Annotated in this window: 16 protein-coding genes, 1 tRNA gene and 1 pseudogene; 7 read left to right on the forward strand and 11 right to left on the reverse strand. The window is 72.8% G+C overall.

Going from position 1 to position 20,901, the window contains the following annotated elements; translation table 11 throughout:
- Window positions 1-9: 9 nt before the first annotated feature.
- A complete protein-coding gene (locus SAVERM_RS27030) occupies window positions 10-1,872 on the reverse strand; it encodes a putative bifunctional diguanylate cyclase/phosphodiesterase (protein ID WP_010986641.1) in 1,863 nt (620 codons plus the stop codon).
- Window positions 1,873-2,257: 385 nt separating this feature from the next.
- On the opposite strand from SAVERM_RS27030, the gene SAVERM_RS27035 reads away from it, so the two are divergent.
- A complete protein-coding gene (locus SAVERM_RS27035) occupies window positions 2,258-3,751 on the forward strand; it encodes a M6 family metalloprotease domain-containing protein (protein WP_037649858.1) in 1,494 nt (497 codons plus the stop codon).
- Between the two features lie 104 nt (window positions 3,752-3,855).
- Here SAVERM_RS27035 and SAVERM_RS27040 read toward each other — a convergent pair.
- The 7 genes and pseudogenes from SAVERM_RS27040 to SAVERM_RS27070 all read right to left on the reverse strand — a co-directional run bounded on the left by SAVERM_RS27040 (window position 3,856) and on the right by SAVERM_RS27070 (window position 10,548).
- Window positions 3,856-3,929, reverse strand: a tRNA-Lys gene (locus SAVERM_RS27040).
- Window positions 3,920-4,567, reverse strand: coding sequence for a bifunctional DNA primase/polymerase (locus SAVERM_RS27045; RefSeq protein WP_010986643.1), 648 nt, complete (start codon window positions 4,565-4,567; stop codon window positions 3,920-3,922). Before SAVERM_RS27045 ends, SAVERM_RS27040 begins: the two co-directional genes overlap by 10 nt.
- 199 nt (window positions 4,568-4,766) lie before the next feature.
- On the reverse strand, window positions 4,767-5,132 hold the full coding sequence (locus SAVERM_RS27050; RefSeq protein WP_010986644.1) for a hypothetical protein: 366 nt from the start codon (window positions 5,130-5,132) through the stop codon (window positions 4,767-4,769).
- A gap of 360 nt (window positions 5,133-5,492) precedes the next feature.
- Window positions 5,493-6,862: pseudogene (locus SAVERM_RS27055) on the reverse strand (AAA domain-containing protein).
- On the reverse strand, window positions 6,859-8,454 hold the full coding sequence (locus SAVERM_RS27060) for a hypothetical protein (RefSeq protein WP_010986646.1): 1,596 nt from the start codon (window positions 8,452-8,454) through the stop codon (window positions 6,859-6,861). The pseudogene SAVERM_RS27055 and the gene SAVERM_RS27060 overlap by 4 nt, the downstream one beginning before the upstream one ends.
- Window positions 8,445-9,641, reverse strand: coding sequence for a hypothetical protein (locus SAVERM_RS27065; RefSeq protein ID WP_242432156.1), 1,197 nt, complete (start codon window positions 9,639-9,641; stop codon window positions 8,445-8,447). Before SAVERM_RS27065 ends, SAVERM_RS27060 begins: the two co-directional genes overlap by 10 nt.
- Window positions 9,592-10,548: a phosphatase PAP2 family protein gene (locus tag SAVERM_RS27070; protein ID WP_010986648.1), complete on the reverse strand. Its 957-nt coding sequence runs from the start codon at window positions 10,546-10,548 to the stop codon at window positions 9,592-9,594. Before SAVERM_RS27070 ends, SAVERM_RS27065 begins: the two co-directional genes overlap by 50 nt.
- A gap of 193 nt (window positions 10,549-10,741) precedes the next feature.
- Between SAVERM_RS27070 and SAVERM_RS27075 the strand changes: the two genes are divergently transcribed.
- Window positions 10,742-11,359, forward strand: a complete 618-nt coding sequence (locus SAVERM_RS27075; RefSeq protein WP_010986649.1) for a histidine phosphatase family protein — start codon at window positions 10,742-10,744, stop codon at window positions 11,357-11,359.
- Window positions 11,360-11,412: 53 nt separating this feature from the next.
- On the opposite strand, the gene SAVERM_RS27080 is transcribed toward SAVERM_RS27075, so the two are convergent.
- Window positions 11,413-13,005 carry an NsdA family TPR-like regulatory protein gene (locus SAVERM_RS27080; protein WP_010986650.1) on the reverse strand — a complete coding sequence of 531 codons (1,593 nt, stop codon included), beginning with the start codon at window positions 13,003-13,005 and terminating at the stop codon, window positions 11,413-11,415.
- 301 nt (window positions 13,006-13,306) lie between these two features.
- Between SAVERM_RS27080 and SAVERM_RS27085 the strand changes: the two genes are divergently transcribed.
- Both SAVERM_RS27085 and SAVERM_RS27090 read left to right on the forward strand, forming a co-directional pair.
- Window positions 13,307-13,741 (forward strand): hypothetical protein, encoded by a 435-nt coding sequence (locus SAVERM_RS27085; protein WP_010986651.1) that lies wholly within the window; start codon window positions 13,307-13,309, stop codon window positions 13,739-13,741.
- Between the two features lie 127 nt (window positions 13,742-13,868).
- Window positions 13,869-14,762, forward strand: a complete 894-nt coding sequence (locus SAVERM_RS27090) for a spermidine synthase (RefSeq protein WP_010986652.1) — start codon at window positions 13,869-13,871, stop codon at window positions 14,760-14,762.
- A gap of 39 nt (window positions 14,763-14,801) precedes the next feature.
- Here the strand turns inward: SAVERM_RS27090 and SAVERM_RS27095 are convergent, their stop codons facing one another.
- On the reverse strand, window positions 14,802-15,323 hold the full coding sequence (locus tag SAVERM_RS27095) for a hypothetical protein (protein WP_037649936.1): 522 nt from the start codon (window positions 15,321-15,323) through the stop codon (window positions 14,802-14,804).
- A gap of 166 nt (window positions 15,324-15,489) precedes the next feature.
- On the opposite strand from SAVERM_RS27095, the gene SAVERM_RS27100 reads away from it, so the two are divergent.
- From SAVERM_RS27100 to SAVERM_RS27110, 3 genes are all read left to right on the forward strand, one after another.
- Window positions 15,490-16,224, forward strand: coding sequence for a response regulator transcription factor (locus tag SAVERM_RS27100; RefSeq protein ID WP_037649855.1), 735 nt, complete (start codon window positions 15,490-15,492; stop codon window positions 16,222-16,224).
- Window positions 16,221-17,594 (forward strand): sensor histidine kinase, encoded by a 1,374-nt coding sequence (locus SAVERM_RS27105; protein WP_010986655.1) that lies wholly within the window; start codon window positions 16,221-16,223, stop codon window positions 17,592-17,594. The genes SAVERM_RS27100 and SAVERM_RS27105 overlap by 4 nt, the downstream gene beginning before the upstream one ends.
- A gap of 233 nt (window positions 17,595-17,827) precedes the next feature.
- Window positions 17,828-19,297 carry a glycoside hydrolase family 18 protein gene (locus SAVERM_RS27110; protein ID WP_010986656.1) on the forward strand — a complete coding sequence of 490 codons (1,470 nt, stop codon included), beginning with the start codon at window positions 17,828-17,830 and terminating at the stop codon, window positions 19,295-19,297.
- Window positions 19,298-19,437: 140 nt separating this feature from the next.
- On the opposite strand, the gene SAVERM_RS27115 is transcribed toward SAVERM_RS27110, so the two are convergent.
- On the reverse strand, window positions 19,438-20,856 hold the full coding sequence (locus SAVERM_RS27115; RefSeq protein WP_242432155.1) for a GH1 family beta-glucosidase: 1,419 nt from the start codon (window positions 20,854-20,856) through the stop codon (window positions 19,438-19,440).
- Window positions 20,857-20,901 lie beyond the last annotated feature (45 nt).

A 20,901-nucleotide genomic window follows, 5' to 3' on the forward strand; every position in this document is an offset into this window, starting at 1 on the left:
CTGACCAGGTCAGATCGGTTCGGATCTGCTCCGGCGGGCCGGTGTCCGCAGCAGTTCGGAGATACGATCCGGCGCCACCGGACGGGAGTACAGCCAGCCCTGGCCGGTGTCGCAGCCGATGCCGCGCAGACGGGACGCCTGGGCCGAGGTCTCCACGCACTCGGCCGTGACCGTCAGCCCCAGCCGGTGGGCGAGCTGGATCATGGCCTCGACGACGACCTCGTCGGCCGGGTTCGGGCGGGCGTCGGTCCCGTCGTGCTTCTCGGAGGTGTCGTACTGGAAGCCGCGTACGAAGGAGCCGTCCAGCTTCAGCACCGAGACCGGTAGCCGGCTGAGATAGGCCAGGTTCGAGTAGCCCGTACCGAAGTCGTCGATCGCGATGTGCACGCCCATGTCGCTGAGCGCCTGGAGGGCCTGGAGCGGGCGGCCGGCCGAGCCCATGACGGCCGATTCCGTGAGCTCCAGCTGGAGGAGGTGCGGGGCCAGGCCCGTCTCCGCGAGGATCTCCGCCACGTCCGTGACCAGGTCGGAGTCCCACACCTGGCGCACGGCCACGTTCACGCTGACGAACAGCGGCGGTGCGTCCGGGTGTTCCAGCTGCCAGCGGCGGGCCTGCCGGCAGGCGGTCGCCAGCACCCAGCGGCCGAGCTGCACGATCGAGCCGTCCTCCTCGGCCAGTCCGATGAACCGATTCGGCGTCAGCATCCCGAACTGCGGATGGTTCCAGCGGACGAGGGCTTCGACCCCGCGGAGGCGGCCGTCCTCCATGCCCACCAACGGCTGGTACTCCAGTACGAATTCACCGTGCTCGATCGCCGGACGCAGACCGGAGGAGAGGGCCTGGCGGGTCATACGGTGTGCGTTGCGCTCCGGGTCGAAGAGCGTCCAGCGGGACTTGCCGTCGGCCTTAGCCCAGTACAGCGTCGTGTCGGCGGCCTGCATCAGACCGGTGGCGGTGGTGCCCGCCGCGTGCCGCTCCACCACGCCGATCGACGCGGAGACCGACAGTCGCTGGCCGGAGAGGTCGAAGGGGGCCTGGAGCGCCTTCAGCACCGACTCGGCCAGGTCGGCGAGTTGGTCGGTGCCCGTCGAGTCCTCCACGAGCAGCGCGAACTCGTCGCCGCCGAGTCGGGCCACCAGCGGGGCGCTCGGCCTGGCGTATCCCGCCTCTTCCGCGCAGCGCGTCAGCCGTTCGGCGACGGCGGCGAGCAGCCGGTCGCCGATCCGGTGGCCGAGCGTGTCGTTGACCGCCTTGAAGCCGTCGAGGTCCAGATAGCACAGCCCGATGCGGCCGGTGCCACTCTCCTCGTACGCCTCCGCCTCCAGTGCGGCCGACAGGCGTTCGAAGAACAGCGTGCGGTTGGGCAGGCGGGTCACCGGGTCGTGCATCTGCAAGTGCCGCAGCCGCGCCTGGAGTTCACGGCCGGCGCTGATGTCGGCGACCGACAGCAGTATCGCCCGCTCCTCCTCGGGCAGCGGGGAGACCGTCACCTGGACCCAGAACGAGCGCCCGTCGGGGTGCTTGAGCCGGCGGGTGCAGCGCAGCCGGGCCTGCCGGCCGCGCAGCACTTCGCGGTACGCGTGCCAGGCGCGGGGGTCGGAGGAGAGGTCCACCAGGTCGGCGGCGGTCTTCCCGGCCAGCGCGTCCGCGTCGGTGCCCAGCAGCGTGCCCAGCGTCTCGTTGGCCGTGACGACGAGCCCCTCGCGGTCGACGACCGCCATGGCGAGGGGGGCCGCGGCGAAGGCGGCGCCGGTGGAGGAGGGGGACGCGCTGGTCGTGGTCGTACGAGGAGGTGTGTCGATGTGACGCTCTGTGACGGCCGGCCGGATGAGGTCTGCCGTGGGCGCCGGCCCTTCGGACGTTCCGCTCACCGCTCGCTCCCGCAGTGCACTCGTTCTTCGTACGGATCTCGGGGTCTCGCCGGGGTGGTCGGCCGCGTGGTGGGCGGTCGCACAAGCCGTGTCCGTGCAGGAAAGTGTGCCGATCATAGAGGCTGACCCAAGGGCCTTCCAGCCACTGTCCCAGTGTCGCGGAACGAGCCCACGTTCTGACAGATCGTTTCTGCCCGCACCTGGGCCGGTTTCCACGCCTGTCGATCGCTTGTGACGTTCCGTGAGCGTTCGGGGTGTCGAAGTGGTCATGTGCGAGGTCTCCGCCCGGAGCGCCTCACCCTTCTGGTGCAGATAAACAGGGCAAAGTAATACAACTCGGCACAGGCTGGGTGCGGTGTCCCGTGAGCCGCATCCGGAGGTCGATTTGCCGCGCCAACTCCCATTGAAGGGATGTGTCCGTGACGGGGGGCTCCGCTGGCGCAGCACCGCGGCCGTGTTCACCTCCATGGCGGCACTCGCGGCGACCTCGCTGGTCACGGGGCCCGCCCTCGCCGAACCCGGTGCGGCCTGTGAGCTGAGGCGGACCGGGGCGCACCACTCGGAGGGCGTCGACACCTGGAACGCCGCCTATCCGCGACCGACCCGCCCGCTCGACGCGGTGATGGTGTTCCTGTCGTTCCCCGACTCGGCGCCACTGACCGCGCCGAGTGAGCTGACCGCCGACTACTTCCCGGCCACCAGTCAGTTCTTCGAGCGTGCCTCGTACGGAAGGTTCACCCTGCGCCCGCATGCGCTGCCGGGGTGGATCCGGATGCCGCACGCCTCCACGTCGTACGCCATGCGGCGGGACTGGAACGCCGAGCACCGGGCCGCCTATCTGCGGGACGCGCTCTCCGTGGCCGACGGGCAGGTCGACTTCTCGCGGTACGACGTCGTGTACTTCGTGGCCGACCCGGACGCGCCGGGCGTGGACTCGGACGCGACGAAGGTCGTGAATCTGGACGCGCCGTTGCGGGCCGACGGCAAGGACATTCGGCGGGTGGTCACGGTCTTCGAGAAGCATCCGCCGGACCATCTCGTCCTCGCCCATGAGACGGGTCATGTCTTCGACCTGCCCGACCTCTACCACCGCCCCACCGACGGCAAGGGCGACTGGGACACCTACGTGGGCGACTGGGATTTGATGGGCAGCCAGTTCGGCCTCGCGCCCGACCTGTTCGCCTGGCACAAGTGGAGGCTGGGGTGGCTGGATCCGCACCAGGTGGTGTGTGTGCGGAGCCGCGGGAGCACGCGGCTGACGCTGGAGCCGCTGGGGGTGGGGCCGGCACCGGCTGCCGCGGCGGGGGCGACGCCGACTCCGGAGGTGGCGTCGGCGGCGGCGTCGGCGGCTGGAGTGGAGCCGGTGGTGGGAGCGAAGCCGGTGGCTGGAGTGGAGCCGGTGGTGGGAGCGAAGCCGGTGGCTGGAGTGGAGCCGGTGGCGGGGAGCGCGAGTCCGGGTGCGGGCCTTCTCGGTGCGGGCATCAGTTCGGACGCGGTGTCCCACGGCCCGGAGGTGCCGGCGCCCGCCACCGCCTTCGGGGTGGGGCGCGGGACCAAGCTGGCGGTGGTGCGTACCGGTCCCGACAGCGCGCTCGCCTTCGAGGCGCGCGGTCCGGTGGGCAACGACGGCTCGACCTGTTCGCAGGGCATCCTCGTCTACCGGGTGCGCAGCGAGGCCGAGTCCGGTGCCGGGCCCGTGCAGGTCGTCGACGCCCACCCGCACTCCGAGTCCTGCTGGGGCGACTCGGTCTACCCGCCGCTCGCGGACGCCCCGGTGGGCCTCGGCGAGAGCTTCACGGTGCCGGGGGAGGGCGTGAAGGTGGAGGTGGAGGACCGGACGCCGTCCGGGGCGTGGACGGTGCAGATCGCGACGGGGTGAACCGCACTCCGCAACACGCGTACAACGCGTGGCGAAGGCGCGCGAAAACAACGATGGCGAGGCCGGTTCGCGTATTCCGCGAACGTGCCTCGCCATCGCTAGCGTGCGCCGCCAGGGACTCGAACCCCGGACCCGCTGATTAAGAGTCAGCTGCTCTAACCAACTGAGCTAGCGGCGCCTGCTGACGTCGTAGACCTTAGCATCCTGATCGGCGGGAGGAAAAATCGATATCCGTACGGCGGCGGAGGCGGCGGCGCGGGCCGCGCGGACCGCCGCCCAGACCAGGATCTCGGGGCCGGGAAGCCAGGGGCGGCGGGTGTCGGGGGCCACCAGCCACCGGGATTCGGGGCGGCCGGCGGCACCCTCGCCGAGGTCCGTCCCGAGCGCCGGCACGGTCACCGCGTCGCCCGGCCCGTGGCACAGCAGCGGCGGGATTCCGGCACTCCGGCCGGGCCCGGCGGCGCCGCCTGCGCCCCACTCCTCCCAGTCGAGCAGCGAGGGGAGGCGCTGGGCGGTGCCGGGTGCGGCGAAGAGCAGCATGCGGCACCGGTAGGCGGCGACCGGTCCGGAGCCCGGCCCCTCGTCCCACAGCCGGTCGAGCATGCGGCGGCCGAAGATCGTGGGTGCGCTGACGACGTCGAAGGCGGTACCGCAGGGCAGGACGACCGGGGCGGTGGGCCGCTCCTCCCAGAGGGCGAGCGTGCTGCGCGGATACGTTCCCGCCGAGGCGAGCCAGGCGGCTCCCTCCGCGGTGACTCCGGTGACGTCGAAGCGGTCGGGGAGCGGATCGGCTGCCGGGTGCGGTTCGCTGCTCATACCGGTCAGATCTACCGGCAGTGAGCGGTCCGATCCTGAGAGTTGCGCGAATTGGGGACGGGTGGGGGTCAGGTGGGGTATCTTGCCCACCCGGCATATGCCAAACGGCCATTCGAGTGCCGGGGGCCGGGGGCGGGGGGTCCAGGTGCCGGGTGCCCGGGGCTGGGTGCCGAGGGACGGGGCGGGCGCCTCCGGACGTTCAGAGCATGTCCGCCGGTCCGTTCCCTTCCCGCCCCCGCAGCAGATCCCGGCCGAACTCCACCATCTTCTTCGCGTAGTCCTCGGTCCACTCCGCCCGCTCGGCGATGTCCGCCGGTGTGAGCCGGTCGAACCGCCGCGGATCGGCCAGCTGTGCCGCGGCGACCGCCTGGAACTCGACCGCCCGGTCGGCCGCCGCGCGGAACGCGTGCGTCAGCTCCGTCGCCCGCGCCAGCAGCGCCCGGGGGTCGTCGATCGACTCCAGGTCGAAGAAGTGCTCCGGGTCCCCGGCCGCCTCCGTGGGCTCGAAGAGCAGGGGCGCGGGGCGTAGCCGCGGTTCGTTCCGACGCGGCGTGGGCTCCGCCATGTCTTCTCCTCCTCGTACGATTCAGGGCCCGCCCGGCTGAGAGAGGGCCACCGTCCATTGTCCCTTGGCCGCGCAAGTGGGCCCGGGGAGCGCGACGGGCGCGAACGGGAACCCACGGACCACCCCGGCTCGCGCGTCCCCACCCCTTCACCCGACACGCCCCGCCCCAGCCCCCGGCGGGGCACCGGTCAGGGCCGCCAGGTCACCCGGTGTTCGGAGAGGTGGTCCCAGGTGGACATCATGGCCTCCCATCCATCCGGGGCTGTATTCATCGGCCGCCTCCGGCGGCGTGCCGGACTCCGTCCGGCGGTTGGGCGGTGTGGCGCCTGGCGCTTGCCGGTCCGGCGCGGGCGCGCTTCGTCAGGGCCGCCAGGTCACCCGGTGTTCGGAGAGGTGGTCCCAGGTGGACATCATCGCCTCCCAGCCATCAGGAACTTCACCGTCACTCCCAGCTGTACCGGCTCCGTCGAGGGGTGGTCGTCCAGGAGTTCCGGCAGGCCCGCCCGGCAGACCACGATGCACGCGTGCCGGTGCCGGGAGGCCAGGACGCACAGTCGGCCCGTCTCCAGGTGGAACGCCGTCGCGTCCGGGCGGCCCGACAGCGGGTGCAGGATCACCGTCACGTCGAACTCCCTCCCCTGGAGCCGGTTCGCCGTGTCCACGGTGACGTCCGCGACGCCGAGGTCGGCCAGCGCCGTGCGGACGGCCGCCGCCTGGTCCCGGTGGGCCGTGCCGACGGCGATCCGGTCGGGGGTCAGCGGCACCGGACGCGCCGACCGCTCCGACACCGCCGCCCCGCCCCGGTCCAGCAGCCGTCGTACGACCTGGGCGACCGCCCGTACCGCCTCGGGGTCCGTACGCGGCGTGTGCCGGGCCGGCAGCTCGAGGAGCCCCCAGCCCGACTCCGCCGCCTCGTCGATCACCCGGTCGGGACCCGAGCCGTCCGATGCCACGCCGAAGGCCAGCCGCCGGTCGCCGTGGTCCGTGCCGCTGCGGAACGGTGTGTACGGGTAGAACGCCGCCGAGACCAACGGCGCGGCGGACGCCGGCAGCCGCCAGGAAACCGGCAGCCGGTGCTGCGGCAGCTCCGGGTTGTGGGCGAGCAGCGTCGTCACGGCGGAGGCGGACGGGTCGTACGACAGGCCCGCCCACTGCTCCGAGCCGACGATCGCGAACGGGTCGAGCTGCCCCGGGTCGCCCACGAACAGCGCCCGCTCGAACAGGCCCGCCACGGCCAGCAGCGCGTCCGAGCGCATCTGGTACGCCTCGTCGACGATCGCGTGCCGCCACGGCTCGACGTCCTTGACGTGCGCCCACTTCGCGGCCGTCGAGACGACGACGTCCAGCCCCGCGAGATCGCCCGCCTTGGTCGACTTGCGCACGTTCGCAAGGTCGTCCAGCGCCTTGTCGTACGGGTCCGGGTCGCTGCTGTGCAGCCGTCCGACCGGCAGCTCGGAGTCCTTCTCGGCGAGCCGCAGCACCAGGTCGTCGACCTGGGCGTTGGTCTGCGCGATGACCATCAGCGGGCGCCCCGCGGACGCCAGTTCGAGCGCGGCCCGCACGACGAGCGTCGACTTGCCGGCCCCCGGCGGGGAGTCCACGACGACACCGCGGTGCGTGCCGTGCAGCGTGTCGCGCAGAATCGCGTCGGTGGCACGGGTGGCCGCGGCTCCCGGATCGAAGCCGCCGCCCGGCTCCCGCGCGGCCCCCGAATCGAACGCGGTGGTCACAGAACGTCCTCCTCGGTCACCGGGTCCGGCAGCGGTACGGCCTCGGGGTCACCCGGCGGTCCGCCGTGCGTCCACGGTGTCGCCTCCGGATCGGGCAGCTTCGCGCCACCCCGCTGCTCGTGCTCGAAGAGCGTGAAGCAGAGGCGGTCGCCCTTCTCGGGGACGGACCCGGCCTCCGGCTCCTTGCCGCGCCCCATCTTGTCGACGATCCGCAGCACGACGAGGGTGCCGTCGTCCTCGTATCCGACGAACTCGGCGGCCTGCGGCTTCCCGCCGAGCGGGCGGAAGACCTTCGTACGCTCCCCGAGGTGCGGCCGGTCCTCCGTGCGCACGGTGACCAACGGGCGCGGGCTCGGGCGCTTGCCCTCGCTGTACGCCATGACGACATCCGTGACCTCCCCCGCGAAGGCCTCGCCCGCCAGCCGCCGGCCGGCCATGACCAGCGGGTCGTCGAGGGCTTCCTGGGCGTCCAGCCGGGCCTGTTCGCGCTCGCGCGTGGCCAGTTTGTTCGCCGCGGTGACCGCGTCGTCGCGGCGCGGCTGCGGCGGCTCCCCGGCGGTCACCCGGTCCCGGTGTCCGGTGAACGACCAGCGGTCGCGGGTCCACCGGTCGTCGACGTGCGCGCCCTCGGGCAGCGCCCGCAGCAGGTCGAGGCCGCGCCACACCGCGTCCCAGGTGGGCCGGGTGAGGCCGGCGACGAGGGCGCGGATCTCCCGCTCGGCGGAGGTGAGTTCACCGAGCCGGTCGTCGGCCTCCAGGCCGTCCTCGGCGGCGGCCAGCCGCGTCCGCGCACGGTCGTAGCGCTCGATGGCCGGGGCGAGCAGCTTGTTGTCGAACGCGGGGTCGGTGGCGGGTCCGGCGGGCGGGCACAGGAGCTGGCCGCCGGAGTCCCGCTGGAGTTCGGCCCGCAGCGCGGCCGTCGCGCCCGACTCCCCGGCGGGCGGCTCGATCCAGGCCAGCAGCGCGCCCAGATGCTGGTCCTCCAGGCTGCTCTGCCCGGTCGCCCAGTGCCGTCCCAGCACCTCGGTGAGGGCGAGGAGCAGGGAGGAGCCGGGCACCCGGGCCCGCTCCCCGAAGTGCGTGAGCCAGCGGCCCAGCAGCGGTACGCGTGGCGGCGCGGGGTGCGGGGCCTCCGGCTCCTGCTCGGCGGTGCGGCGGAAGCGCATGGAGCGGCCCAGGAGTCGTACGAACTCGACGCCCGCGCGGCTCGGCACGATCAACTGCGGTGCGTCCGCGCACAGTTCGACCTCGACCTTGACTCGCTTGCCGGTCTCCGGGTCGGTCTCGCTGCGCTCGGCGGCCTCGACGACGTCGGCGTACCCGTCGAGGTACGGCAGGACGATGTCCGCCAGCTCGGCGAGGAACGCGAACCGCAGGTCACGGTCGCGCGGCTGCGGTACGACGAGCAGCCGCGGCGCGTGCCGGTCGGTGCCGACGAGCGCCCCGAGCGGGGCCCCGGCCTCACCGGCGGTGGTCAGTGGCACGAACACCAGGGGGTGTTCGGACAGGTGCCGGTGCCGGACCGTGGCAGCGGGCTGGGCGCGGCCGGTCTGCGCGGCCTCCAGCCGGGCGAGGGCGGAGATCAGCGACACGGGGCGCCCTCCGGCCGCTCGGCGCCGAGGCCCTCGGCTCCCGCGTACCCGGTACCGGGCCCGGTCGCTGTCGGCCCTGCGGCGTCCAGTGCCTCGGCCCGCAGCCGAGCGGCCCTGCGCAGGGCCGCCACCGCCGGGTCGTCCGGGTCCCCGGCCGTGCCGTGGGCCGCGGCCAGTACGTCGTCGACCGTCGCCAGGCCGCCCAGCTCGGCCCGCAGCGACCGCCCCAGGGAGGTCACCGCGCCCTCGGCGCGCGCGTGGTCGCGGCAGTGGAAGGCCAGCTCGCAGGCGGCGAGGCACTCGGGCGCGTATGCCGCCGGGACCGACTCCACGGCGGCCGTCAGCTCTCCGCGCGGCAGGTCGGGCGCGAAGCACGTGCCCTCGGGGAGGGCGTCGGCGATCTCCTCGACGCGCGTGAGCCGGGTCAGCTGGCGGCGGGTGACCGAGCGCTGCTTGCGGATGTCGACGGCGGAGGCGGTCGGCAGGTTGGAGAAGTCCTTCGGGCAGACCAGCAGGACGCGGTGGCGGACCGGGGGCGCGGGATCGAGGCGCGCGGCGACGTCCTCCAGCGCCAGCACGTACACCGCGGACTGCCGGGCGGCCGCCCCCACCTTCGCGGGGTCCGCCGAACCGTCCAGCACGGGGAACGACTTGATCTCCACGACCGTCCAGCTGCCGTCCGGGTGCACGACCACCGCGTCCGGCTCCAGGAAGGCGGGCGAGCCCGCGACATCGAGGGCCAGCATGGGGTGGTCGAGGAGCGTCCAGGCGCCGGCCCCGGTCGCCTCGCGCAGGGCGAGCGCCGTACGGGCCGCGCGGCCCTCGGGGCCGCCGGCCGTGAGATCGGGCACGAGCGAGTCGGTGGGCGGCTCGGCACCGGGGTCCAGCTTCTCGTGCACGAGCCGCAGCAGCTCCGCGCCGCCGTCCGCCTTGACCCGGGCCTCGAACGCGTTGCCCCGCATGAAGGCGAACTGCGACTGGCCGAACGCGGACGGCGAACCGAGCGCGTCCGCCAGCACCGCCTTGTTCACGCCCGCGCCGTCCAGGAGCGCACGTCTGCTGCACCCGGGATTCGCGGCGAGCGCGGCGAGAGCGCGCGCGTCCAGCGCCTTGGGCGGTACGGAGGGTCCGCGCAGCTCAGCGAGCCGCTGCCGGAGCGCCGTCCCCCGCGTCCGCGGGAGTGGCACCGGGCTCGGCTCCCGGACCGTGGCGGGATACGCGCTGTCGGGGAATTCGCTCACCCGGGGAAGTCTGGCACTCCCCACTGACAATTGAGGAACCTGCGCCCTGCGAGGCGGCCGCGACGGGTGCGGAGCGGGCGCTCAGGCGCTCCTTGGCCAGGTCCGCGAGCCGCATCATCGCCGGGGTCAGCAGCAGGCCGGCTCCCATCACGGCGGCGCCCGCCGCGGCGTCCAGGAAGTAGTGGTTCGCGGTGCCCATCACGACGATCGTGGTGAGCAGCGGATACGCGATGCCCGCGACCTTGGCGGCGGGGGTGCGGCCGTACCGCCACAGCATCACCCCGCACCACAGCGCCCAGCCCACGTGCAGGCTCGGCATCGCCGCGTACTGGTTCGTCATGCCGCCCAGGCCGCGCGGCGCGCTGGCCTCGCCGCCCCACCAGCCGTACGAGCTGTACTGGGCCATCGTGTCGACGAAGCCGTGGCCCTGAGACAGCAGCCGGGGCGGGCAGGTCGGCAGCAGGGTGAAGCCGATCAGGCCGATGAACGTGGACGTCAACAGCCAGGTCCGGGCGGCTCTGTAGCGCACCGCGCGGGAGCGGAAGAGCCAGATCAGGAGCGCGGGCGTGACCAGGTAGTGCAGCGAGGCGTACCAGAAGTCGGCCGGCACACCGAGCCATGCCTCGCGCGTGAAGAGACGGTTCAGCGGATGCTCGGCGTTGAGATGCAGGGCCTTCTCGATGCGCAGGATCGCCAGACCGTGGTCGACGGCGGTGGAGACATCGCCCCGGGCGAGGAGCCGGCCCGCCGAGTACGAGGCGTACACGAGGACGATCAGCGGCAGTTCGGTCCACCAGCGCAGCCGGGTCTTCGGCACCGCCCTCTCGATGCCTGGTGTCACGGTCTGCGGCATCCGATCGCCCTCCCCCTTCACATCAGCTGCGGTGCCCGGCGGCACGGTCGCATCACTTTACGGCGTATGTGCGCGCCCCCTGCGGGGCGCCCCCGGCTCTCAAAGACGCCGAGATCGCCCGCCGGGTTGCCCCGCTTCAGCGTGCGCGATGATGGAAGGAACCCACCTCTCATTTCTCCCGGAAAGGCCGCTCATGGCACCGCGCATCCTGCTGGCCCGGCATGGACAGACGGAATGGTCCCTGCTCGGGAAGCACACCGGCAGGACGGACATTCCGCTCCTCGAAGAGGGCCGGCGCGGCGCCAAGCTGCTGGGCGAACGGCTGCACCGGGCGCCCTTCGACGGGCTCTTCGACGCCGAGATCCGTACGAGTCCGCTGGCACGCGCGCGTGAGACATGCGAACTGGCCGGTTTCGGTGACCGCGCCACCTCCTGGGACCCGCTCATGGAGTGGGACTACGGGGCGTACGAGGGCATGACGCCGGCCGAGATCCAGAAGGTGCGGCCGGGCTGGTTCATCTGGCGCGACGGCGTCCCCGAGGGCGAGACCCTCGCGCAGGTCTCCGCGCGCGCGGACGAGGTCGTCGCCTGGGCGCGTGCCGAGGACCGCGACGTCCTGGTGTTCGCCCACGGGCACATCCTGCGCTCGATCGGCGCGCGGTGGCTCGGCCTGCCGATCGATTTCGCCGCGCGTATCAGGCTCAGTCCGACGTCCCTCTCGGTGCTGGGATGGGCCTACGGGGAGCCCGCGATCGAGAGCTGGAACGATCTGGGGCATCTGGTGCACCAGGGCGAGCAGCGGATCGCCTGACCGCGTACGGGATCGCCTGAAAGGGGATGGCCGTCCCGGGCCGGCGCGGAGTCTCACGCCATGCGCGGCAGGCTCGCGTGCCGCTCCAGGAACGCCGACACCTCCGACGCCCTCCGGTGCGGCAGCAGGACCCGGGCGGTGCCCGCCAGCATCGTCTGGACGCGGGAGGACTGGACCTGGCCGAGGAGCTCCAGAACCCGCAGGCCCGCCATCGCGGCCTCGTCGGGACGGCCCCCGCGCGCGAGGTCGTCGGCGAGCTCCGCCGTGTAGAGGGCGATGTTGCGGGTGAAGTGCGGGTCCTGGAGGTGCGCGGCCCGGCGGGCGTGGCGGGCCGCACGGGGCCAGTCGCCGAGCGTCGACCAGCACTGCGCCTCCAGGCCCTCCAGTTCGGCCTCTCCGTAGAAGGTCATCCACTCGGGGTCCGTCTCCGAAGGGCCCCGTTCGAAGAGGGCCTGGGCCCGGGCCAGCGCCTGCTCGCAGCCCGCCCGGTCCGCGAGCCCCGCCCAGCCGCCCGCCTCGCGCAGCGCGAGCAGCGACATGAGGCGGGGCGAGCCCAGCGGGCGGGCCGCGCGCTGGGCCGCCTGCGCCGCCCGCACCGCCTCGCGCGGCCGGCCCGCGTCGCGCGCGAGGAACGCCGTGTTGCAGAACGCGTGCGCCTCAAGCCCCGGGTCCCCGGCCATGCGGGCGGTCGCGAGCGCCTCCGCGTAGTGCGAGCGGGCGTCGTCGAAGCGGCCCGAGTCGTGGGCCAGCCAGCCCACCGAGATGGCCAGTTCCCCCGCGCCCATGTAGAGCCGGTCCGCGGTCGACTGCCGGGTCGTCCCCGCGTCGAGCAGCGCGTACGCGGTCCGCAGCGGGGCCGACGCGCGCCGGTAGAGGCCGTCCGCGCCGTGCCGGTCGTCCAGCAGCCGGATTCTGCGCACGGCCTCTTCGAGGGCGCCCGCCTCGGACGAACCCGCCCGGTGGCCGGGACGTCCGGCGGCCGCCGCCGGGCTGCCGAAGGTGAGCCCGAAGGGGCCCAGCGAGGCGGCTGCCACCGTGGCGGTGCCGCCCGTCATGAATGCGCGACGCTGCACGTCGCTCTCCTCGTGGTTCTGATCGTGGTACTCGTGCGTGTCGTACAGGTCTGACGTGTGGTGTGTGTCGTACGGGTCTGGCGTGGGCTGTGGGTTGAACGGGTCTGGCGCGTGCTGCGGGTTGAGCGGGTCGTACGGGTCGTACGGGTCCTGCGGAGCCTGCGTTTCGTGCGACGGATCTGGCATGTCATACGTCTCGCACGCCCCTTCCATCTCATGCGAGGCGCGCAAAGGGCTCTCGGTGCGTGGGGGAGGCGCATCGTCGGTGGTGCGCGCCGCCCCCCTGCCCCGTACCGCGGAGCGGGGTGCGAAACCCAGGTCGGTGAGGGTGCGGCCGGGGAACATGTGCAGGAACACGCGTTCGTAGGCGTAGTTGGGGCAGCGGATCTCGCCCGCCTCCACCCGCCCGATGTAGCGCGCGTCACAGCTGACCCGCTCGCCGATCTCGCGCGCGGCCCGCCGCACCGCCGAGGCGAACTCGCCCGGTGAGCGCTGTCCGCGCAACTGCCGGAAGGCGAGGTTCGGCCGCGGTGGCGTGGGGGGCTGGGACGAGGTCACCGTTGACGACGCCATGGCGGGGCCCTCTCTGCGAACCGTCGAACCATGCCGGATTCGGGATCAGTTGTACGGGTGGTGCCCGGTTGTTCCCTGTGTCCGGCGGTGCAAGAACGTACCCGGCCCACCGGTGCCGCCATGCGATGTTTGGCTACAAACCGGATATCTCATACAGGATCTGCCATGAACTGCCATCCTTTGCGGCGGTGTTATGCCGTAGCCGTTGACGTTCTGGCGCGTTGAACCCGACGGACCGGGAGCCGCCCGAACTCCCGACCCGCTCACTCGTCGAGGAGGGGCTGCCGTGTTGGAGGCCGGGATGCAGACCAGGCAGAGCACCGAGTTCCGTACGTCGTCGACGGCGCAGCACCGGCCGACCCCGGAGAGCAGCGCGCCACCGCGGCCGGAGTCCGCCTGTGACCTCGTGACCGTTCCGGCACGACAGGGTCTGGAGGCGGTCGACATTCTCCGCCGCGGCGCCGGCGACTCCGTCGGCCCCGTGCTCCACGACAACGACTGCGACACCCTCGGCTTCCTGGTGCCGCCCGGCACCGCGGACGCCTGGGACGTGCCCGGCAGTACGTGCACCCAGACCGGCGGACGGGGGCAGAGCCTTGTGCCCGAGCCCCCGGTCGAGGGCTCGGACTGGCTGCTGCCGCCCGGGGACGCGGAGCTGGCGACGGATCCGGCGGTGCTGCGGGCGGCGCTGGGGGAAGCGGCGCGGCTGATCGAGGCCGCGGACAACTGTCGCTGAGCCGGACACCAACCGTGCAAGCAGGGCCGCGCAGCCGTGCAAGCAGGGCCGCGCAGCCCTTCATCGGCCAGCGGCGTACGACCCCCCTCGCTGAGCCGACCCGCTCCCGCACGCCGATAATGGCGGGATGGCGAGGGCGAAGAAAAAGAGGTCCGACGACGGGCGTGGCGGGCGGCGCGGGCAGACCGCGGCCGAGGCCGTCGTCGAGCCCGTCGACGGCGGGCTCGCCGAGCTGATACCCGACCGGGACCGGGCGCGCGCCTGGACTCTCTTCATCGACGGCGCCCCGCAGTCGCACGTCGATCTCGACGACCCGGCCTTTCTGAGCTTCGAGTACCAGCGGCGCCTCGGCCATGTCATCGACCTGGTCGCCCCGCCCGGCAGGCCCGTGCACGTCGTGCACCTCGGCGGCGGCGCGTTCACCCTCGCCCGCTATGCCGCCGCCACCCGCCCCCGCTCCACCCAGCAGATCGTGGAACGCGACGCGGCCCTCGTCCAACTGGTCCGCCGTGAGCTGCCGTTGGACCCGAACGCCCGCATCCGGGTGCGCTCCCTGGACGCCCGCGAAGGGCTCGCCAAGGTGGCCGACGACTGGGCGGACCTGGTGATCGCGGACGTCTTCAGCGGCGCCCGCACACCGGCGCACCTGACGTCGACGGAGTTCCTCACCGAGGTGCGGAGGGTGGTGAAGCCGGACGGCGTCTACGCCGCCAACCTCGCCGACGGCCCCCCGCTCGCCCACCTCCGCGGCCAGATCGCCACCGCCGCGGTCGTCTTCCCCGAGCTGGCGCTGGTCGCCGATCCGACCGTGCTGCGCGGCAAACGCTTCGGCAACGCGGTCCTCGTCGGCTCCGGCCACCCGCTGCCGATCGCCGAACTCACCCGCCGCGCGGCCTCGGACCCGCACCCCGCGCGCGTGGAGCACGGCAAGGAACTGACCGACTTCACCGGCGGAGCCGTACCGGTCCTGGACGCGGTGGCGGTGGCGTCACCGCCGCCACCGCCCTCGGTGTTCCGGTGAGCGCACAGAGCAGGTCCGGCATGATCCGCCGTACCGGGCCTAGTAGTTCTGGACGTCCACCCGCGGCGCGCTGTCGTGCCACGTGCAGAACACCGTCACCCGGTCCGCGCCCGAGCTGAACTCCACGCGGATCCACGTCTCCGTCTTCCACACCTGCATCGACCAGCCGGATCCGGGCGTCGCCGAGACGAGGGTCGCGGACGTCCTGCCGAGGTCGAAGACCACCCGCCCGCCGTCGGTGTCGTAGCTCTTGACCTGGCCGGAGGTGGTGGGTGAGGGGGAGGAGGACGCCGTCCGGGACGGCGTCGGGGCCGGCTTCCCGCTCGGCGCCCGGCGGTGCGAGGGGCCCTTCGACGGGCTCTTCGACGGCTGCGCCCGCTCCGTCGAGGAGGCCAGCGGTTCCGGCTTCCGTGTCGCCGCGTCACCCGCGGTGATGGGCAGGGCGCGCGGCGGGTCGTACGCGGTCCCCGCCATCACCGTGTGGACACCCCACCACGACAGCGTGACCGCCGCGCCCGTGGCGAGCGACCAGGCCAGAACGTGTACAAGTCCTCTGCGCATCCCGGTCATATCGCGGGTCATACTGCCTCACCCGCCCCACGGGTGTCTCCGGGCATCGCACGGATGTCTGATGGATCACGCACAGCCGGAGTTGTCCGGCGCGTGCCCTGTGGAGTTGTCCACAGGCTCCGGATGCCCCTGACCCGTATGGCGTACGGTGCCGCCCATGGCAAGTGTGCTCGTGGTCGAGGACGACCAGTTCGTACGCTCGGCCCTCATCCGGCATCTGACCGAGGCCGCGCACACCGTGCGCAGCGTCGGCACCGCCCTCGAGGCGCTGCGCGAGGTCGCCCACTTCTCCTTCGACGTCGTGATCCTCGACCTCGGACTGCCCGATCTGGACGGGTCCGAGGCGCTGAAGATGCTGCGCGGAATCACCGACGTACCGGTGATCATCGCCACCGCGCGGGACGACGAGACGGAGGTCGTCCGGCTGCTCAACGCGGGCGCGGACGACTATCTGACCAAGCCGTTCTCGGTCGAACACCTGGCCGCGCGCATGGCGGCGGTCCTGCGGCGGGCACGCTCGGCCGCCGGGGAGGCGCCGCCGTCGACCGTGATCCGGGTCGGCGGGCTCGCCATCGACCCGCTGCGCCGCCAGGCCGAGCTGGACGGCGTACGACTCGATCTCACCCGGCGCGAGTTCGACCTGCTCGCCTTCCTGGCCGGACGGCCCGGTGTGGTCGTGGCGCGGCGCGAGCTGCTCGCCGAGGTCTGGCAGCAGTCGTACGGGGACGACCAGACCATAGACGTCCATCTGTCGTGGCTGCGGCGCAAGTTGGGCGAGACGGCGGCGAAGCCTCGCTATCTGCACACCCTGCGGGGCGTCGGAGTGAAGCTGGAACCGCCGCGGGGCGAGCCGTCGTGGGGTGCGCGATCACAGGGGGAGCCGCTGCCATGAGATGGGCACTGGTCAAGGTGTGCGTGGCGGTCACCACGATGGTCGTGGTCGCCTTCGCGGTCCCGCTGGGCCTGGTGATCAAGGAGATGGCGCGCGACCGGGCCTTCTCGAACGCCGAGCGGGAGGCCGCCGCCGTCGCGCCCGCGCTCTCCATCACCACCGACCGGGACCAGTTGGAGCGCGTCGTCGCCTCCGCGGCCTCGGACGAGGGGATGGCCGTGCACCTGCCGGCGAGCGACGGCAAGGCGGCGTCCGACATCGGGCGGCAGCGCGCCGCCGACAAGGACATCACCACCACCCGGAAGCTGGGCCGCGCCTCCACCGCGGAGGTCGCGGGCGGCTCCACGCTGCTCCAGCCCACCGCGCTCAGCTCCGGCGAGATAGCCGTCGTCGAGGTCTACGTCCCCGAGTCCGAGGTCAGCAACGGCGTCGGCACGGCCTGGGCGGTGCTCGCCGCCGTCGGGGTCGCACTGATCATCGGCTCGGTCGCGGTCGCCGACCGGCTCGGCGTGCGGATGGTGCAGCCGGCTCAGCGCCTGGTCGAGGGCGCACACGAACTGGGGGAGGGAAAGCTGGGCGCACGGGTGCCCGAGGAAGGGCCGACCGAACTGCGGCTGGCGGCGGTCGCGTTCAACTCGATGGCCGATCAGGTCGTTCAACTGATGGCCAATGAGCGGGAGTTGGCGGCCGATCTGTCCCACCGGCTGCGTACGCCGCTGACCGTGCTGCGGCTGAACACGGCCTCGCTCGGCGACGGGCCGGCCGCCGAGCAGACCCGGGCGGCCGTCGCACAACTGGAGCGCGAGGTCGACACCATCATCCGTACGGCCCGGGAGGCCAAGCCGCAGACCGCCGCGCCGGGCTTCGGCGCCGGGTGCGACGCGGCCGAAGTGGTGCGCGAGCGGATGGACTTCTGGTCGGCGCTCGCGGAGGACGAGGGCCGCAAGGTCCGGGTCGCGGGCGCGGACCGGCCGGTCCGCATACCCGTCGCCCGCGCCGACCTCGCCGCCGCCCTCGACGCGCTGCTCGGGAACGTGTTCCGGCACACCCCGGAGGGCACGGCGTTCGCGGTCGACGTGCACAACGGCGAGGACGCGGTGATCGTGCTGGTGTCGGACGCGGGGCCGGGAATCCCCGACCCCGAGGCGGCGATGGCTCGGGGCCGCGGCTCGGGGAGCGACGGCTCGACGGGGCTCGGGCTGGACATCGTGCGCCGCCTCGCGGAGTCGACGGGCGGCGATGTGCGCATCGGCTCGTCGGTGCTCGGCGGGACGGAGGTCCGGATCTGGATCCAGCTGGACGGCCGGGCGCCGGTGCGACGCGGACACCGGGGGTCCGTACGGCGTCGGTGGCGCATGGCGGCGAGGTGACGCTTCCGCGTGAGCGGCAGCGGCGAGGTGATGCTTCCGCGTGAGCGGCACCCAATTGGTCTCTACCTTTAACCGCCCCCGATGCCTTCCTTAAGCGCACCCTAAGATCCGCAACCCCCGCCCGGATCAAGCGGTTTGCCCGATTCCGGATCGCTAGCGTGCTGCCGCACCCACCCCTGGAAATCCCGTGTGGACCCCCGGGGCACCCCGTGAGCAGCGAAGGCAGGCACGCGATGAGCAGTACGCACCGGCGCAAGGTCAGCGGTCGGAACAAGGCGATAGGCGGCATCGTCGCCGCGGCCGTGGTCGGCGGCGGCGCCCTCCTGTTCACCGGCACCGCCCAGGCGGCGAGTGTCGGCGCCGCGTACACCAAGACCAGCGACTGGTCGACGGGGTACACCGCGCAGTACGTCATCACGAACGACACCGCGCAGACGAAGGCCGACTGGACGCTCCAGTTCGACCTGCCCTCCGGTACCAAGCTCAGCTCGCTGTGGAACGGCGAGTCGAGCGTGAGCGGGCAGCACGTCACCGTGAAGCCGCCGACCTGGGACAAGAACGGGCTGGCGGCGGGCAAGTCGGTGACCGTCGGCTTCGTCGTCAACGGCAGCGCGAACCCGACGGGTTGCCTCATCGACGGCGTCAAGTGTTCCGCCGACGACGGCGCCACGCCCGAGCCGAGCGGCCGCCCGACCCAGTCCGCGACACCGACGCCGACGCCGACACCGACGCCCACTGCGACCGCCTCGCAGAGCACGAAGCCGACTCCCACCCCGTCGGCCTCCGAGACCCCCGGCAGCGGCACCACCACCAGCGCCGGCTTCGCCCCCTACGTCGACACCTCCCTCTACCCCGCCTTCGACCTGCTGGCCGCCGCCGGCGCCACCGGCGTGAAGGACTACAACCTCGCGTTCATCACGGACGGCGGCGGCTGCACGCCCAAGTGGGGCGGTGTGACGGACCTGGGCAGTGACGGAGTGGCGGCCCAGATCGGCGACCTGCGCGCGAAGGGCGGTGACGTCCGCGTCTCCTTCGGCGGCGCCTCCGGCTCCGAGCTGGCCACGACGTGCTCATCGGCCGACGCGCTGGCGACGGCGTACGAGAAGGTCGTGAACGCCTTCAAGCTGACGAAGGTCGACTTCGACGTGGAGGGCGGCGCGCTGCCGAACACGGCCGCCAACACGCGCCGGGCGCAGGCCATCGCGAAGCTGGAGAAGGCCCACCCCGGCCTCGACGTCTCGTACACGCTGCCGGTGATGCCGGAGGGCCTGACCCAGGACGGCGTGAACCTGCTGGCCGACGCCAAGTCGAACGGCGTGTCCATCAACACGGTCAACATCATGGCGATGGACTACGGGCCCGCGTACAGCGGTGACATGGGCACCTACGCCGAGCAGGCGGCCACGGCCACGCAGGCGCAGGTGAAGAGCGTCCTCGGCCTGTCGGACAGCGCGGCGTGGAAGGCCGTCGCGGTCACCCCGATGCTCGGCGTCAACGACGTGGCGTCCGAGATCTTCAAGGTCGACGACGCGACCCAGCTGGTGAACTTCGCCAAGTCCAAGGGCCTCGGCTGGCTGTCGATGTGGTCGGCGACGCGCGACAAGCAGTGCGCGGGCGGCGCGAAGCCGTCGGCCGACGCGACGTGCAGCTCGATCGTCCAGGACGCGAACGCCTTCTCGAAGGCGCTCGGCGCGTACAAGTAGGCCCCGCACCGCGCGGACCTTCCTCCACGGGGGAACGCGCGCCCCGGCCGGACCTCCCCCCACCCGGCCGGGGCGCGGCACCCCCCTCAGGTGCCGCGCCCCGTCCCCCGCTTCCCCCCCCGTATCCCCCGGGCAATGGCCTACTCGGCGGCTGTCGCCCCCGGCAGCGTCCCCGTCCGGGCCGCCTGCGCGTACCACCGCGCGCTCGACTTCGGCGTACGGGCCAGCGTCGCGTAGTCCACGTACACCGCGCCGAAACGCTTGCCGTAGCCGTACGCCCACTCGAAGTTGTCCATCAGGGACCAGAGGTAATAGCCGCGGACGTCCGCGCCGTCGGTGATCGCCCGCCGGACCGCCGTCAGATGGCCGTGCAGATACGCGATCCGCTCGGGGTCGTGCACCCGGCCCTCCGGGTCCGGCTTGTCGTCGTACGCCGCGCCGTTCTCGGTGATGTACAGGGGCAGCCCGGGCGCCTCCCGCGTGTAACGCATGATCAGTTCGTGCAGGCCGGTCGGGTCGATCGACCAGCCCATCTCCGTGCGCTCGCCGGGGGTCAGGTGGAACACGACGTCGTCCGCGCCCGGCCAGGGGGAGAAGGAGCTCGCTCCGTGGCCGTCCGCGCGGGGGCCCGCCGGGGCCGACTCCGTCGCCGAGACCAGCGTCGGCGTGTAGTAGTTCAACCCCAGCGCGTCCAGCGGCTGGTTGACCGCCTCCAGGTCGCCGTCCTGGACGAACGACCAGTCCGTCACCGAGGCCGTCGCCGCGAACAGCCCCGCCGGATACGCGCCGTGCAGCATCGGGCCGTGGAAGACCCCGTTGGCCAGGTCGTCGATCCGCCGGCCCGCGGCCACATCCGCGGGACTGTCCGAAACGGTCCTGACCACCGATGAGTTGAGGCTCACCGCGACCGTGTTGCGGGCCGGCATCGCGGCCCTCAGCGCGGAGGTGCCCAGGCCGTGCGCCAGGTTCAGATGGTGCGCCGCGCGCAACGAAGCCGCCGCGTCCGTGCGGCCCGGCGCGTGCACCCCGGAGCCGTAGCCCAGGAAGGCGCTGCACCACGGCTCGTTCAGCGTGATCCACTGCTCGACGCGGTCGCCCAGCGCGTCACCCACGATCTGCGCGTACTCCGCGAACCGGTACGCGGTGTCGCGCTCGGGCCAGCCGCCCGCGTCCTCCAGCTCCTGCGGCAGGTCCCAGTGGTAGAGGGTGAGCGCCGGTTTGACGCCGTGGGCGAGGAGTTCGTCCACCAGCCGGCGGTAGAAGTCCAGGCCGCGCTGGACCGCGGGGCCCCGGCCCATCGGCTGCACCCGCGACCACGAGACCGAGAAGCGGTACGCGCCAAGGCCGAGCTCCGCCATCAGCGCCACGTCGTCGCGATAGCGGTGGTAGTGGTCGACAGCGATGTCACCGGTCTCGCCACCGGCCGTCTTTCCCGGCGTATGGCTGAAGGTGTCCCAGATCGAGGGCGTGCGGCCGTCCTCCCGCACCGCCCCCTCGATCTGGTACGCGGAGGTCGCCGCGCCCCAGAGGAAGGCGGGAGGAAACGTCACGGGCGACACAGGTGCCGCGGAGGTCTCGGCGGATGCCACAGGCGCCGCGGAGGT

Origin of the sequence: Streptomyces avermitilis MA-4680 = NBRC 14893, from assembly GCF_000009765.2 — a bacterium.
Taxonomy (GTDB): Bacteria; Actinomycetota; Actinomycetes; order Streptomycetales; family Streptomycetaceae; genus Streptomyces; species Streptomyces avermitilis.